Below are 14,871 nucleotides of genomic sequence, written 5' to 3' on the forward strand. Positions count from 1 at the left end.
TTGTTTTTTATTTCTGGAGATAAGTTCAAGTCTAGAACAGCGCGTATTCTTTATTGACCCTTTTTACAATTCCGTTAACCGCCAGAATGATTACCAGGCAGAGTACCGACTGGTAGAAGGAAACTGCGGCAGTCATTCCCATATCACTGCTGGTAAGCAGTGACCTGAATACAAAAGTGTCAATGACATCCGTTGTATTATACAGCTGCCCGTTGTTGCCCACGATCTGGTAAAACATCTGGAAATCTCCCCGCAGTATACGGCCTACATTCAGTAACAGCATAACAATGATTGTGGGCATGATGCTTGGAAAAGTGATGCTTCTGATTTTCTGGAAAATGTTAGCTCCATCAATGTCGGCTGCCTCATAACATTCGGCATCAATGTTTGTTATGGCCGCCATGTAGATTATCGAGTTATAACCCACCCATTTCCAGGAATTGAAAATCATTATAATCCATACCCAGGCTGACGGTATGCTGTACATATTGATGGGCTCCATATTGAAGAATTTTAAAATTGAATTAAAGGTTCCCGTTTCATAGTTGAATATATTATAAATAAAGGTTCCCACAATAACCCATGAAATAAAATACGGAAGAAAAATCAGAGACTGGCATATTTTTTTATAGGTCTTCCCAAATATTTCAGTGATAAAAATAGCTACAAGCATGGATAAGAACTGGGATGTTATCAGATTTATCAAGTTGTAGAATATGGTATTGAAAGTTACTCTTGCACCTGTTCCCGATAAAAAGAAATATTTAAAATTCTCAAACCCTGCCCAGGGACTGCCAAAAACCCCCAAATCATATCTGAAATTTTTAAAAGCCAAAACCAGGCCGCTCATTGGAATGTAGGAAAGAATTATTGTTAACAGGACTGCCGGAGCAATCATAATAAAGAGTGCCTTGTTTTTATTGAATTCATTTAGGAATTGATGATTTTTCATTATACCGACCCTTTCTGGTTCCCGATTGGATGTTTGCATTTGGTGTGTGCTGCTCTTGTTGTGTTAAATTATAAAGCATGGATTTTGATAATTTAATACGACAAAACTACTGTTTTAAGGAAAAATCTAAGATATATTTTCACATGGCACCAGGACGTATTGCGTTATAATTATTAGTATGTTAATCTAACAATGACGCTGTTTGGAGAGGGTTTAGCGTTCCATACCATCTTGTTTCGGGGATAATTAATTTGTTTTCATTTTATAAATTGCATATTGAAATTTATTTTGAAATTTATTTAATATCTGTTATTATCTTTTAGTCAAGCCATTGTATGCGCATTGCTAAACCGGCTTGTCAACACGTGGGGGTGCAGGGTCTGTGAAGATTTTAATAGTTGATGATGAAATAAGCACAAGAAACGGTTTAAAAAAATATATTCATTGGGACATGCTGGGTATTGATGAAATACAGGATGTCGGAAATGCCTTTGATGCAATAGACCTGTCCAAGACATATCAGCCCGATATAATTTTGTCTGATATCTGTATGCCGGGAATGGATGGAATACAACTGTGCCGGCAGCTGCGCCAGCATCAGCCCAACTGCCGTATAATTTTCCTGAGCGGCTACTCCGAAAAGGAATACTTAAAAGCTGCCATTGCATTGTCCGCGGTAAGCTATGTGGAAAAGCCCATTGAAATACCCGAGGTGGAACATGCAATCAAAGCTGCTGTGGATCAATGTCTCCAGGAACAAAATCAAAAGCGTGAACTGGAAAATATTAATCAGACTTTGATAAACAGCCTTTCCCTGATAAAAAACAGAGTTGTTTCCACATTGATATCTTCCCGCAATACCGATGCGGTTGAACACGACCTGAAACTGCTGGATAACTTGTTTCAGAAAAAAGAGGACTTTTATCTTGTAATCATCTTCAAGTTAAAAAATGAATCGGCCGACTGGCAGCAAGAGGATTCAAATATAAAAAGCAGTCTGGCCGGGGTGCTTTCAGCCTTTGAGCATATTATTACCTACAAGGACAGCCGTCATCTCATTTCAATAATATCCTGCGATAATGCTGCCGATCTGAAGAGCCACGGAAGAGCAATTTCAGCAATCAAGCAGGCTTTTGCATCCGAAAGCATTGATTCCGACGGTATGTACTGTGCCATAGGTCAACCGGAAAAAGGCCTGGACCGTGTAATCGATTCATATCAAAAAGCAGTGATTGCACTGCAGAAGCTTTTTTTCCATGGTTACGGAAATGTTGTTGAATACAGTGACACCTACAGCGATAATTCCCTCTCAAATACATTTTTGTATGATGAGTTTACAAAGTCTTTTGATAACCATGATAAAGCCCTGACAACCGGTATTGTCAACAAAATATATGATTTCTTTAAAACCCAGGACAATGTCCTGATTAACAACATCAAACATATATACCTGCAAATGATATACCAGCTCATGCACTCTGCCGATAAATTTCACGGCCAGCTGGACTTTACTGTCGATGTACCCAGTGACTATATCTGGGAGAAAGTGTCTTCCATGGATACTCTGCAGGAGCTCCATGATTTCCTCATGGAAAAGGTAGACCTGGTTTTTAACTATTTTCAGGATTTGAACAGCAATCATGCAACAATACTGGATGTTGCATATCATATACAGCAAAATTACTCCGATGTGAATCTCTCGGTGCCCTGGCTGGCTGAGAAAGTATACCTGTCTCCTACATATCTGTCCAATCTGTTCAAAAAGGAGACCGGCAAAACCATAGGCCAGTATATTACTGCTGTCAGAATAGAGCGTTCAAAAGCATTTCTGAGGGATAAACAGTTTAAGCTGTATCATATTGCCGAAAGTGTGGGCTATCAGGATCCCAATTATTATGCCAAGATGTTTAAAAAGCTGATTGGAATTACACCTTCTGAATTCAGGGAGAAAGGCTTATGATGAATTTTCCTTTTAAAAGGCTGTACCAAAAATATATGAACCGTTCCATGCGGACCAAACTCATGCTGTCCTTTTCCGCCCTGATCTTCATTTCGATAATGACGGTCCTTGTGGTAGTGTACTCCTATGTATCAAGAGATTACAAGCAGCAGATACAGTATTCAGCCGATAAATCCTTTTCCCAGGCATATGATTTCATTGATAAAAAAATAGAGTCCCTTCTGTATACCGCCGATGTGGTTTATTCCAATGAAGCAGTCCAGTCAATATTGAGCAAGGACCTTTACAGCTACAGATATGATTATCAGCAGCAGCACCTGGATATGCTGGCACTGGAAAAGCTTTTAAACTCCCTCAGTTATTCCAAGGATGCCTATCTTGCGAGCTTATATGTCGACGACAGTCTTATGTATTCCAGGCAGAATCTGTTCTTTTTCTCAAACCAACTTCTGGAACAAAATGAAGAATATAAAAAATGGTTTAATTCCAACGAAATGCGGATCTGGCTTCCGCCCGAGAAAATCAGGCTGCCTGATCAGCAGTCACCTGTCATACTTATAAGCCTGTTGAGAAAAATAAACAGCATATACGGAGGGAATAACACTATCGGAGTCGAGCGGATCAGCATGAAAGCCGACGGCATCAATGAAATTATTCAAAAGGCCAATATTACCCAAAACGGTGTAGTGTATATCCAAAATTCAAATAATCAGATGATAAACACCTTGAGGGAAAATGCCTTTGAAAAACTTGATCTGGCCCACGATCAGCTGCCCGACAGGGAAATGAAATGGGAAAAGCTCACAAGAAACGGAAAATCCTTTTTGGTAAATTCCCGCCGCTTTCATGACTCTGATTGGACCATGATAGCTATAATCCCCTTTTCGGAAATATTATCCCTGAGCAACAGGCTGGGAGTTATTATAATGCTCCTGCTGCTGGTCAGCATAGCCGTCACCTGCAGTGTCGCATATCTATTCGCCCGTTCCATGACAAAAGGACTGAGCATTCTCTCCAGGCAGATGGAAAGTGTGCAAAATGGTATCCTTGATAATACAATAACCACTAAAAAAAGGGATGAAATCGGCAAGCTTATAAACAGCTTTAATTACCTGGTGAACCGGATAAAACAGCATTCAAAGGAGCAGTATGAAAGCGGTAAGGCAATTAAAACCGCCGAACTCAAAGCCTTGCAGGCACAGATCAATCCGCACTTTCTGTATAATACCCTGGACCTTATAAACTGGAGAGCCCTTAATTACAATGCTCCCCAAATAGCGGAGATTTCAACGGCACTGGCAAAATTCTATAAAATAAGTCTCAATAAGGGCAGGGATATTTTAAGCATTGGGGAAGAAGCAGCCCATGTTTCAGCATATGTTAAAATACAGAATTTCAAATATGACGGAGCTATAAATCTTACAATTCAAATACCTGATGAAATAAAGTCATATTCAATCATCAAGACTGTGCTCCAGCCTATTGTGGAAAATTCCATAATGCACGGTATCATGCCCAACAGGGATGGACGTCCGAAAGAAATAGAAATAAGTGCAGTCCGGCAGGCTGAGGATATAGTCATATATGTGAGGGATAATGGCGTTGGAATGTCCCGGGAACAGCTTGCTGTTATTCTGGAAGAAAAATCAGGTACTTCCATATCGGGCTATGGGGTATGGAATATTCATTCCCGGCTGCAGCTGTGTTACGGACCTGACTACGGACTTCATTATGAAAGTGCTCCCGGTGAGGGAACGACAGCAGCTGTAAAAATACCGGCGGCACCATTGTGACCCGTCCGGCAGGGAGCGTATTTTAACTTCCGGATACCGCATAAATGCATATTTATGTGGTGAAGGTTTTATAAAACTGATAAAATCTTTGGGCATTCCCGGGCTGATTCATTCCCCTATAGGAATTGCTGATCAGCAGATATATCTCAGGATTGTTCAATTCTATTGACAGCGCGGTTTTCAATACCTCAAGCGCTTTATGGTACTGGTTCTGTTCCAGAAATCCCCTGGCATCACTTATCAAATCCGCCGGCTGGGCTGCTGCTTTTTCAATATTTACAGTTTTTAGGCCAAATTCTTTCAGTACACTTCTGATCTTTTCTGCCGAAAAGGGCTTCTGAATATATGCCACCGCTCCCAGGTTTGTGCAATCCACCGCATTTTTTACGGTGGCATACGCCGTTATTATTATCACCGGAGTCCTGATACCCGCTTCCCTTATTCTCTTGAGCACTTCGGTACCGCGTATTTCAGGAAGCTTGATATCCAAAAAGGCCAGGTCAAAAGTATTGTTTCCGAACAGCTCAAGAGCCTGCTTTCCGTCACTTGCGGTCATTACCTCATAACCCTCCAGTTCCAGACACTTTGTCAAAATCATCCTGATATTTTTTGTGTCATCTACAACCAGTACTTTCTTCATCTGTTTTGTTCCTTTCCTGCAATATCAAGTGTAAAAATGAAGCTGCTGCCCACATCAAGTTCACTTTCACACCATATCTCCCCATTGTGCGCCTCTATAATTTCTTTAACGACAGCCAGTCCCAGGCCTGTACCTCTGGCTTCAAAATCTCCGTCCCTGACCTGCACGAACTTTTCAAATATTTTATCTGTGAATTCCTCCGGGATACCGCGTCCTGAATCCTTAACCGTTATATAAACCATATCTCCCTTTTCCTCTGCATTTACCACTATCTCGTCACCTACTTCGGTGTACTTTAATGCGTTGGAAATCAGGTTGTTAAGAACCCATGTGATTTTTTCAAAATCGGCAATGACATGGGGAATGTCATCCTCACAGCTAAAATACAGATTTTTTTCCTGCTGCTGGGCCAACTGATAAAATGGCTTGACAGCACATTCAATAATATCGTCAATGGCATATTCCCCAAATTTGAATACGGCTTTCCCCGACTCTATCCTGGTCAGTTCCAGCAAATCATTTACCAGTTTGGATAATCTCTCACTGTCTTCACGGATGGCCTGTATAAATTGTCTCTGGTCATCATTGAGTCGCCCCATGCCCTCTTCCTGCAAAACATCAGTGCCCATTATGATAGAGGTTAACGGAGTTTTGAACTCATGTGATATGGTGGCAATAAAATCTGTGCGGATTTTTTCAACTTCCTTTAACTGGGTGACATTCTGAAACAGTACGATCATCCCTGAAAGATTTGCATTGCTGTCCTTGACTGTTGTAACTATGACATTGAAATAGTAATTACCGCTGTTTCCGGAGATATAGAAAATCTTTCGCTGAGTTTCATCCCCTGACTTGAAAGTGCCGGATATAAAGTCAAATACCTCACCATTTCTGATTCCCTCCAGAAAATGCCTGTTTAGAAAAACATCCTCGGCAACATTGAATATTCTTTCAAAGGCATTGTTGACCAATATGATCCTGTAATCGGTATCCAGAACTATCAACGGATCAGATATGCTTTTGACAATTGCCAGGGACTTGTTCTTTTCGATAAGTAACTGTCCCAGCGTACTTTGCTCATATTGCTGCAGCCTCCGGGTCATATTGTTGAATTCGACTGAAAGCTCTCCGATTTCATCCCTTGTCCGGATATCAGCCTGTTTGTTCAGATCTCCGGCTTTGATCAGCTTCATTGTCTGTGTCAGTGAGGTTATGGGCTGCAGGAATCTGTTTGTAAAAAATCTTGAAATGGCATAGCCCCCCACTATTGCGAATAAAGAAATTCCCAATACCAGATACATGGACTTTTTAGCATTCTCGGTGGCCAGATCCTTACTTTCAAACATGGCTTTTTCGTTAATGAGACTTAATTTCCTTAAATCCTCCTTGGTATTAGTAAATTCCGGCGTCATTTTTGAGTTGTAAAACTCATTGGCCGCTTCTACACCCGACCGGCTGCGGATTTCCTGCAAATCCAGGAATAGGTTTACATAGTTTGTATACGAGCTCTTAAGTGACTGGACAAGATCTCTTTCACCCTTTTCTGTTACGTTATTGACATCCACCTCGTACCATTTTAAAAACTCTTCGTTGTTAGCCGTGAAAAGCTCCCTGCCTTTTTTTACGTCCACATTTATATATGTCAAAGCGGCACTGTCCTGGCGTTCAATTGCTTCAGCCATTTTGGATGCGGCATTGATGCTCCTGTAGTTTGCTATCATCAAGCCGTCGATAGCCCCGCTCAAATTGAACAGATTTACCGAAGCAGTGATACCGACTACGGCAATTAATAAAACCAGGCTTAAAAACAATACAGAAATTTTGCCCTTTAATGTCTTAATCATTTCAACCTCCATGTCCCCATATGACAACTTTTCAGAGCCAGGTTCCCAGCTGTTCATAAATAAATTCCTGACTTTAGTATATGATTGGAGGTATTTTTTATCAAGCAACCATACTATCGCATTTCGGAAAGAAAAAGGGATATCGCTATGAGTAAAGGTGATAAATTTGAATGAATGCTTTTTACGGTATGGGCAAAAGGAGCTATCAAATTTCCTCAGGCTTTAGTTTGACAGGCAAGGGGATTTATAATCTAAACTGTGAATCGGGTTTGTGCAATTGCACTGTCACAAAATAGCTAATGCAAAATAACTAATGCAAAGGAATGTATTTTTTAATCGGGAGGCTAAACATGTTTGATTTTATTATTCTGATGACTATATTAATATGCTTCGGATCAGCAATCTTATTCCTGAGCTGGTGCGGCAGACAGATTGAATAATTATAGTAATAGGGGGTTTTAGCATGGCCATTTTAATCGGCATTGTTGTTTTATTGTTTATATATCTGGGTTACGTATTGATCCACCCGGAAAAATTTTAGTTGGGGGTAATATTCAAATGGGCATTATTCAAATAATTATAACTCTTGCTCTTTTGGCAGTTCTTGTTATACCAGCGGGCAAATATATATTTAACGTAATAACGGGTGGAAAATCATTTATAGACCCTGTTTTTGACAGGGTGGACAGTCTGATATACAAAGTAACCGGTGTAAAGCGGTCTGAAATGGGTTGGAAACAATATGCCATTTCACTGCTGGTGACCAATCTTGTTATGACATTGCTTGTTTATCTGATTTTCAGGCTGCAGGGCCATTTGGGTTTTAACCCCAACAAAAACGGAAGTATGGAACCGTTCCTTGCATTTAACACCGCAATAAGCTTTATAACCAATACAAATCTGCAGCATTACAGCGGTGAATGGGGATTGTCCCATTTATCCCAGCTGGCTGCCATCACTTTCCTGATGTTTACCTCGGCAGCTTCCGGCTTTGCTGCCGCAGCAGCATTTATGCGCGGACTGGCCGGAAAAACAAAAAACGCCGGCAACTTTTTTGTTGACCTTATACGGATAACGACCAGAATACTGCTCCCCATATCAATGGTTATTACATTGCTTCTGGTGTGGCAGGGCGTGCCGCAGACACTTTCCGGCAATCAGACCGTAACCACTATCGAAGGGACTCTGCAGGACATTCCGTTGGGGCCAGTGGCCGTTCTGGAGTCCATAAAGCATCTGGGCACCAACGGAGGCGGATTTTTCGGGGCAAACTCCTCCCATCCGTTTGAAAATCCCACCCCGCTTGCAAACCTGGTTGAAATTCTGTCCATGATGCTGCTGCCGGCATCTTTGGTCTATACCTTCGGCCTGATGCTGAAAAATAAAAAACAGAGCCGGGTCATTTTTGCCGCTATGGCCATTCTTTTTCTGACAGCCCTTCCGGTATGCTACTTGGCCGAACAGGCAGGAAATCCTGCATTGTCCGCTGCCGGCCTTAATCAGGCCATGGGTAACCTGGAAGGTAAGGAAGTGCGTTTCGGGATTGCTCAATCTGCGCTTTTTACCACAGTCACAACAGCATTTACTACCGGTGCCGTAAATAATATGCATGATTCCCTGACTCCTTTAGGCGGGCTGGCGGCTTTGGGACAGATGATGCTGAACGTAGTGTTCGGAGGCAAGGGCGTGGGATTTATGAACATGATAATGTACGCCATATTGGCCGTCTTCCTGTGCGGGCTGATGGTAGGCCGCACTCCTGAATTTCTGGGAAAGAAAATCGAAGGTAAAGAGATGAAGTTAATAGCGCTGGCTATTCTGGTGCATCCGTTCATTATCCTGATCCCATCTGCAATAGCCCTGGTCACCGGGCCGGGACTTGCCGGAATTACAAATCCGGGTTTTCATGGACTCTCTCAAGTTCTTTATGAATTTACCTCAGCGGCGGCCAACAACGGTTCCGGCTTTGAAGGCCTTGCTGATAATAGTCTGTTCTGGAATTTTTCCACCGGGCTTGTAATGTTTTTTGGAAGGTATATATCAATGATTGCCCTATTGGCCGTGTCAGGGTCGCTGGCAGCCAAACGGGAGGTACCCGTGGGAATAGGAACCTTCAAAACAGATAACAAGCTGTTTACTTTTATACTGATTGCAGTAGTGCTGATAGTGGGAGCTTTAACTTTTTTCCCTGCAATTTCACTGGGGCCGGTTGCAGAACACTTAACACTTGGGAAATAGGGGGATGACATTATGGATAAAAATGTAAGACAATCAAAAAAAAGCTGGATGACTAAAGAGATATTGACAAATGCAATCAGGGATTCATTTAAAAAACTAAATCCGAAGGAGATGATTAAAAATCCCGTAATGTTTGTGGTTGAAGTGGGATTTATCATTACCCTGGTTTTAACCGTTTTCCCGGATTTGCTTGAAAAAAACGGCAATGCCTTATACAACGGTATTGTATCGGCAATACTCCTGGTTACCATTCTTTTTGCCAACTTTGCCGAAGCAGTTGCGGAAGGCAGAGGAAAAGCCCAGGCCGAGAGCATGAAGAAAACCAAAAAAGACACTCCCGCAAAGCTTCTGGACAAAAACGGAAACGTTAAAATTCTGAATTCAAACGAAATCAAAAAGGGAGATATTGTTTTATGTGAAACCGGTGACATAATCCCCAATGACGGAGAGGTTATAGAAGGCCTGGCCTTTGTGGACGAATCAGCCATCACCGGTGAATCGGCTCCTGTAATCAAAGAAGCAGGGGGTGACTTCAGTTCGGTAACCGGTGGCACCAGGATAAAAAGCGACCGGCTGAAGATCAGGATTACTGCCACACCGGGCCAATCCTTCCTGGATAGGATGATAAGCTTGGTAGAAGGCGCTTCCAGACATAAAACCCCCAATGAAACAGCTCTTACAACCGTTCTTGTAAGTCTTACCATGATTTTTCTCATAGTAGTTGCTGCACTGTACCCCATGGCAGATTATACAGGTGTCAGGATTTCGGTATCTACCCTGATTGCCCTATTGGTCTGCCTCATACCCACAACAATAGGCGGATTGTTGTCAGCCATAGGTATTGCAGGTATGGACAGGGTCACACGCTTTAATGTGATCGCAATGTCTGGAAAAGCGGTGGAAGCCTGTGGGGACGTTGATACCATGATACTGGATAAGACAGGGACTATTACTTTCGGAAACAGGCTGGCAGCCGAATTTATTCCTGTGGGCAGAGCCACCCGGGAAACCATTGCCCGGTTTGCCCTGATAGCCTCATTAAAGGATGAGACCCCTGAAGGACGTTCGGTGATTGAACTGGCAGCCAGACAGGGAATCAATATCGATAAGTCAGAGTATGATAAGGCTGAAAATGTGGAATTCACCAGCCAGACCCGCATGAGCGGCTTGAACCTTCCCAGTGGTGCCCAGGTGAGAAAAGGTGCCTCCGACACCATTCAGAACCATGTTACCGGTTTGGGCGGAGTGATCCCTAAGGATTTGCAGTCAAGTGTCGATAAGGTATCCAGGCTTGGGGGGACCCCTCTGGTTGTATGTATCGACAGGGAAATTATGGGTGTCATCTATTTGAAGGATACTGTCAAGCCCGGACTGGTTCAGAGATTTGAGCGCCTGCGTCAAATAGGGATTAAAACCATTATGTGCACCGGAGATAATCCGTTGACAGCCCAAACCATCGCAAAAGAAGCAGGTGTTGATGATTTTATCGCCGAATGCAAGCCCGAGGACAAAATAGATGTAATCAAGCGTGAACAGGCTGAAGGCCGGCTTGTAGCCATGACCGGCGACGGAACAAATGATGCTCCCGCCCTGGCGCAGGCCGACGTGGGGCTTGCCATGAACAGCGGTACAACTGCGGCCAAGGAAGCTGCCAATATGGTGGATCTGGATTCCGACCCTACAAAAATAATCGAGGTTGTTGAAATCGGAAAGCAGCTTTTAATCACAAGAGGTTCGCTGACCACTTTCAGTATAGCAAATGATGTCGCAAAGTATTTTGCCATTATTCCGGCAATGTTTACAATAGCCGTTCCGCAAATGAATGTGCTTAACGTAATGGGGCTTTCAACTCCGCAAAGTGCCATTCTCTCGGCGCTTATCTTCAACGCAGCCATTATCCCGGCCCTGATACCCATAGCTATGAGAGGTGTAAAATACAAACCCATGAGCGCCCAAGCCATGCTGGCCAAGAATATGCTGATTTATGGGCTGGGCGGAATGATAGTTCCCTTTGCGGGCATCAAATTAATAGATATTCTTATAAACCCAATTTTAAAAGCCCTGAATTTGGGTTAAGGAGGAAATAACTTATGAAAGTATTTTTAAGAGCAATTACTGTAACAATAGCATTATTTATTCTGTGTGGATTTGCATATCCCCTTGCCATGACCGGAATAAGCCAGTCGCTTTTTCACAAACAAGCCAACGGCAGCATTATAGAAAGCAACGGCCGGGCCGTGGGTTCAGAGCTCCTGGGTCAGAACTTTACCGATCCACGGTTCTTTCACGGAAGAATTTCAGCCGTTAATTATAACACTTACAAGCCGGAAGACAAAGTTCCCGACAAAAACGGCAAGACAGCTTATTCAGGGGCAGCCTCCGGCTCTGCAAACCTTGCACCGTCAAATCCGGCGCTGGCACAACGCGTTAAGAATGATATGGAAGCATTTTTAAAAGCAAATCCTGATGTTAAGAAAGAGGATATCCCTGCTGATCTTTTAACAAGTTCCGGCTCGGGACTTGATCCAGATATAAGCCCCGAAGCTGCAAGGATACAAATTCCTGCAATTTCCAAAGCTACAGGGATCGGCAGTGAAGAACTCAATAAAATAGTTGAGAAATACACCACCGGCAGAACCCTTGGAATATTCGGTGAACCCCGGGTCAATGTCCTGAAGGTCAATATTGAAATATCAAAAATGCTGAAATAGCCTGTTTTCAGTTAGATAAATGATTGTTTGATTTAAACGATTTAAATGATTGGTTAACCCGGTATTTAGATGCTCGTAAAATAGAAAGAGATGTGAGGTCATGAAAAACATATTATCAACAGTGGGCTCCTGTTCTATCACCGTAGTAATATTTTATATCATAAAAAAGATCCAGGATTTCCTGCAATCTGAAAACGAAGAAGACGGCAATTATAAAATTGACAAGGAAGATGATAAGTAGAATATCTTCTCACTGCCACCTCTTGGGCGTATAAATAATTTTGCCGGTTTGAATTTTTCAAGTCCTTCCCGGCAAGGGCAAGTCTGAATTTTGATATTTCAGGATAAATAGCTGCTGTCCCAGAGGGAGGCGGCTTTAAAAAGCCGAGTATCACCAAGTATCAATAGTGTGCAAGACGATAAATCCTATATAGCAGAGTGCGGAACGTTAAATCAGTTACAGTTCATTCGGAATCACATGCACTTCAATGTTTTTGGTCTGTTTCAGCAGTTTTGACACTGTGGACCCGCGAAGTATGGTTTGCAGCCTGGTTCTTCTGGAGTGTCCTATAATTATCTGTGTAATGTGTCTCTCATGCGCGAAATTTATAAGTTCCTGGGAAACGCTTTTTCCTTTTAAAGTCACAATATCTGCTCCCAGCTGTTTGGCCAGCCTGTGGTAGCTGTCCAGCGTTTCCTGCTGCCTGGGAGTCGTTCGGGGCGCAAATCTATGAGTGCAATCGACACTTACCACCATCCATTCACATTTGTATCTGCGGGCAATTCTCGCCCCGCGCCTGATAAGTTTTTTTGCAGAAGGGCTGGGGCCGATACATACCATGACTCTCTCCACAATCCTCCAGTTTTCTTTAATCCCGTGCTCCTTCATGTATTCTTCAAGATCTTCGTCCACTTCCTCAGCTGTCTGCCTTAAGGCTAATTCTCTCAGGGCATTTAAATTTCCCTTTCTGAAAAAGTTCTTCAGGGCCTGGGGTACTTTTTCAAGGTTGTATACATTACCGCGTTTCAGCCTGTTTTGAAGGGCATCAGGTGTTATATCCACTATGACCACTTCATCCGCCTTTTCCACGATGTAATCTGGTATGGTTTCCCTTACAGCAATACCTGTAATTTGCCTTATTACATCGTTCAGACTCTCCAGATGCTGGATATTCAATGTTGTTATGACATTTATACCATGACATAAAATTTCTTCAACATCTTCATACCTTTTCTGGTATTTTGATCCGGGCACATTCGTATGGGCCAGCTCATCAATGAGGGCAATATCAGGCTTCCGGGCAATTATGGCACCTGTATCCATCTCTTCCATAACAACGTTATTGTAAGAAATTTTCTTACGGGGAATTAATTCCAAATCACCAATCTGCCTGTCGGTTTCCTCTCTCTGATGGGACTCAACATAGCCTATGACAATATCCTTGCCCCTTTTGGCCCTTCTGTTGCCTTCATTCAGCATGGAATACGTCTTTCCCACCCCTGGAGCGTACCCGATGAATATTTTCAGTTTTCCCTTCTTCTCTGAGTTGCATTGCTTTAAAGCTTCCTCAGGTGTAATGCGTTTGAATTCTTCGCCCATCGTTTTATACTTATCCTTAAATATTTTGATAAATTTATTTTATCAAAATATTGGGGTTATGGCATTTAAAATGTTAAATAAATGTATATATTGATCATACTTGCAAGTTTGAGTCCGATTGTCTGCGTTTAATACCGTACTAAATATTTCCAAAGACTGTGTAGGCTCATCCCTTCAGCTTGTTTCTATAGCTATGTTGACCCATTTATTTCTTCTACTTGTATTCCTTTGTATACTACAGATAACCAAGAATCAGAGAAATCAGTTGTAAATATTTGTATACAAACCATGTTATCATTGTTAGTATAATTTTCAAAGCTTGGTGGAGTCGGCGAAAGCAAATGCACTCAAGTATGCAAGTATTTGAAATACCTGCTTAATAAAATACCAACAGAGAAGAGAGCCTCCTGTAAGTTTATATTTATAATTCTACCCATTGCACCTACAGTCTTTCCAAATGGATCGCTGATAACTAGCAATTAACTATGCAGCTTCTTGTCGCGCTGGGCTTTCCAGAACCACCCGCAGAATGTACGGGTGGTAAAATAAAGCAGAAGCTCTTAATGAGTTTATCCTTCAACTTTTTGATTTTATTTCTTATAATACTCTGACTGACTCAAATAAAAATATATATCATCTAATTTAGAATTTAAGTACAACTTTCTATCTAAATCCAAACTATCCCAACTTTTATAAGCGTCTTTTAAATCAACCAATCCAGTATAAAGTTCTTGTAATTCATCGTATTTCTTCTCATTTTTTTTTCGCATTTTCTTATTATCTTGTAGTAATTGATTCATATTATTAAGAATATCATTATTTTCTTCTGATTGTAACTTTACAAGAATATCTTTAACTTCTTTAGAGTATACATTCTGTATTACTTTATAATACTCTTCCATAAATTTAGATTCAAATTCACTATAATTACTTCCGCTTCCACAAGAGCTTTGAGTACAAATTAAGAAAAATATCAATAGACTAAAAATGATTTTTCTATACATAATAGTTAAAACTCCTTATATTTTTATTTAACCTTTTCTAATTCACTATTTAATCTTTTAACAGAAGCATCATGATTTTCATTTATTACACCATTAAGGTATTCAATGATTAAATTTTTATAAATACTA

The 14,871-nt window shown here is 41.6% G+C and carries 12 protein-coding genes; 7 read left to right on the forward strand and 5 right to left on the reverse strand.

The genetic code is table 11. The annotated features are described in order from the left end of the window. Positions 1-31: 31 nt before the first annotated feature. Positions 32-952, reverse strand: coding sequence for an ABC transporter permease (locus CTER_RS19080; protein ID WP_027629250.1), 921 nt, complete (start codon positions 950-952; stop codon positions 32-34). A 382-nt stretch (positions 953-1,334) separates the two neighbouring features. Here CTER_RS19080 and CTER_RS27155 point away from each other — a divergent pair, with 382 nt between their 5' ends. Continuing rightward, entirely contained in the window at positions 1,335-2,912 is a 1,578-nt protein-coding gene (locus CTER_RS27155; protein ID WP_004628440.1) for a response regulator, read from the forward strand. Then, the gene (locus CTER_RS27160; protein WP_004628425.1) at positions 2,909-4,705 is read left to right on the forward strand and encodes a sensor histidine kinase; all 1,797 of its coding nucleotides are present in this window, start codon (positions 2,909-2,911) and stop codon (positions 4,703-4,705) included. The genes CTER_RS27155 and CTER_RS27160 overlap by 4 nt, the downstream gene beginning before the upstream one ends. Before the next feature lie 52 nt (positions 4,706-4,757). Here CTER_RS27160 and CTER_RS19095 read toward each other — a convergent pair whose 3' ends face one another. Further along, a complete protein-coding gene (locus tag CTER_RS19095) occupies positions 4,758-5,345 on the reverse strand; it encodes a response regulator (RefSeq protein WP_004628282.1) in 588 nt (195 codons plus the stop codon). Then, complete coding sequence (locus CTER_RS19100) at positions 5,342-7,189, reverse strand: sensor histidine kinase (RefSeq protein ID WP_040761692.1); 1,848 nt, start codon at positions 7,187-7,189, stop codon at positions 5,342-5,344. The genes CTER_RS19095 and CTER_RS19100 overlap by 4 nt, the downstream gene beginning before the upstream one ends. A 463-nt stretch (positions 7,190-7,652) precedes the next feature. Here CTER_RS19100 and kdpF point away from each other — a divergent pair, with 463 nt between their 5' ends. The 5 genes from kdpF to CTER_RS28405 all read left to right on the forward strand — a co-directional run bounded on the left by kdpF (position 7,653) and on the right by CTER_RS28405 (position 12,379). Then, positions 7,653-7,730 (forward strand): K(+)-transporting ATPase subunit F, encoded by a 78-nt coding sequence (kdpF, locus tag CTER_RS29295; RefSeq protein WP_083909041.1) that lies wholly within the window; start codon positions 7,653-7,655, stop codon positions 7,728-7,730. Between the two features lie 17 nt (positions 7,731-7,747). Further along, a complete protein-coding gene (kdpA, locus tag CTER_RS19105; RefSeq protein ID WP_004628480.1) occupies positions 7,748-9,427 on the forward strand; it encodes a potassium-transporting ATPase subunit KdpA in 1,680 nt (559 codons plus the stop codon). Between the two features lie 12 nt (positions 9,428-9,439). Further along, entirely contained in the window at positions 9,440-11,503 is a 2,064-nt protein-coding gene (kdpB, locus tag CTER_RS19110; RefSeq protein ID WP_004628337.1) for a potassium-transporting ATPase subunit KdpB, read from the forward strand. A 14-nt stretch (positions 11,504-11,517) separates the two neighbouring features. Then, positions 11,518-12,138: a K(+)-transporting ATPase subunit C gene (locus CTER_RS19115; protein WP_004628466.1), complete on the forward strand. Its 621-nt coding sequence runs from the start codon at positions 11,518-11,520 to the stop codon at positions 12,136-12,138. A 100-nt stretch (positions 12,139-12,238) separates the two neighbouring features. Next, positions 12,239-12,379 carry a hypothetical protein gene (locus CTER_RS28405; RefSeq protein WP_004628313.1) on the forward strand — a complete coding sequence of 47 codons (141 nt, stop codon included), beginning with the start codon at positions 12,239-12,241 and terminating at the stop codon, positions 12,377-12,379. A 216-nt stretch (positions 12,380-12,595) separates the two neighbouring features. Here CTER_RS28405 and CTER_RS19120 read toward each other — a convergent pair whose 3' ends face one another. Both CTER_RS19120 and CTER_RS19125 read right to left on the reverse strand, forming a co-directional pair. Continuing rightward, complete coding sequence (locus CTER_RS19120; protein WP_004628459.1) at positions 12,596-13,738, reverse strand: universal stress protein; 1,143 nt, start codon at positions 13,736-13,738, stop codon at positions 12,596-12,598. 590 nt (positions 13,739-14,328) lie between these two features. Next, positions 14,329-14,742, reverse strand: coding sequence for a hypothetical protein (locus CTER_RS19125; protein ID WP_004628345.1), 414 nt, complete (start codon positions 14,740-14,742; stop codon positions 14,329-14,331). Positions 14,743-14,871 lie beyond the last annotated feature (129 nt).

It is taken from the genome of Ruminiclostridium cellobioparum subsp. termitidis CT1112, assembly GCF_000350485.1.
GTDB lineage: Bacteria > Bacillota > Clostridia > Acetivibrionales > DSM-1351 > Ruminiclostridium > Ruminiclostridium termitidis.

Excerpts from the sequence above, each read along its gene's own strand:
- CTER_RS19120 (WP_004628459.1), bottom strand. The coding sequence starts at position 13,738 with ATGGGCGAAGAATTCAAACGCATTACACCTGAGGAAGCTTTAAAGCAA.
- CTER_RS27160 (WP_004628425.1), top strand. The coding sequence starts at position 2,909 with ATGATGAATTTTCCTTTTAAAAGGCTGTACCAAAAATATATGAACCGT.
- CTER_RS19095 (WP_004628282.1), bottom strand. The coding sequence starts at position 5,345 with ATGAAGAAAGTACTGGTTGTAGATGACACAAAAAATATCAGGATGATT.
- CTER_RS19100 (WP_040761692.1), bottom strand. The coding sequence starts at position 7,189 with ATGATTAAGACATTAAAGGGCAAAATTTCTGTATTGTTTTTAAGCCTG.
- CTER_RS28405 (WP_004628313.1), top strand. The coding sequence starts at position 12,239 with ATGAAAAACATATTATCAACAGTGGGCTCCTGTTCTATCACCGTAGTA.
- CTER_RS19115 (WP_004628466.1), top strand. The coding sequence starts at position 11,518 with ATGAAAGTATTTTTAAGAGCAATTACTGTAACAATAGCATTATTTATT.
- kdpF (WP_083909041.1), top strand. The coding sequence starts at position 7,653 with ATGGCCATTTTAATCGGCATTGTTGTTTTATTGTTTATATATCTGGGT.
- kdpA (WP_004628480.1), top strand. The coding sequence starts at position 7,748 with ATGGGCATTATTCAAATAATTATAACTCTTGCTCTTTTGGCAGTTCTT.
- CTER_RS19080 (WP_027629250.1), bottom strand. The coding sequence starts at position 952 with ATGAAAAATCATCAATTCCTAAATGAATTCAATAAAAACAAGGCACTC.
- kdpB (WP_004628337.1), top strand. The coding sequence starts at position 9,440 with ATGGATAAAAATGTAAGACAATCAAAAAAAAGCTGGATGACTAAAGAG.
- CTER_RS19125 (WP_004628345.1), bottom strand. The coding sequence starts at position 14,742 with ATGTATAGAAAAATCATTTTTAGTCTATTGATATTTTTCTTAATTTGT.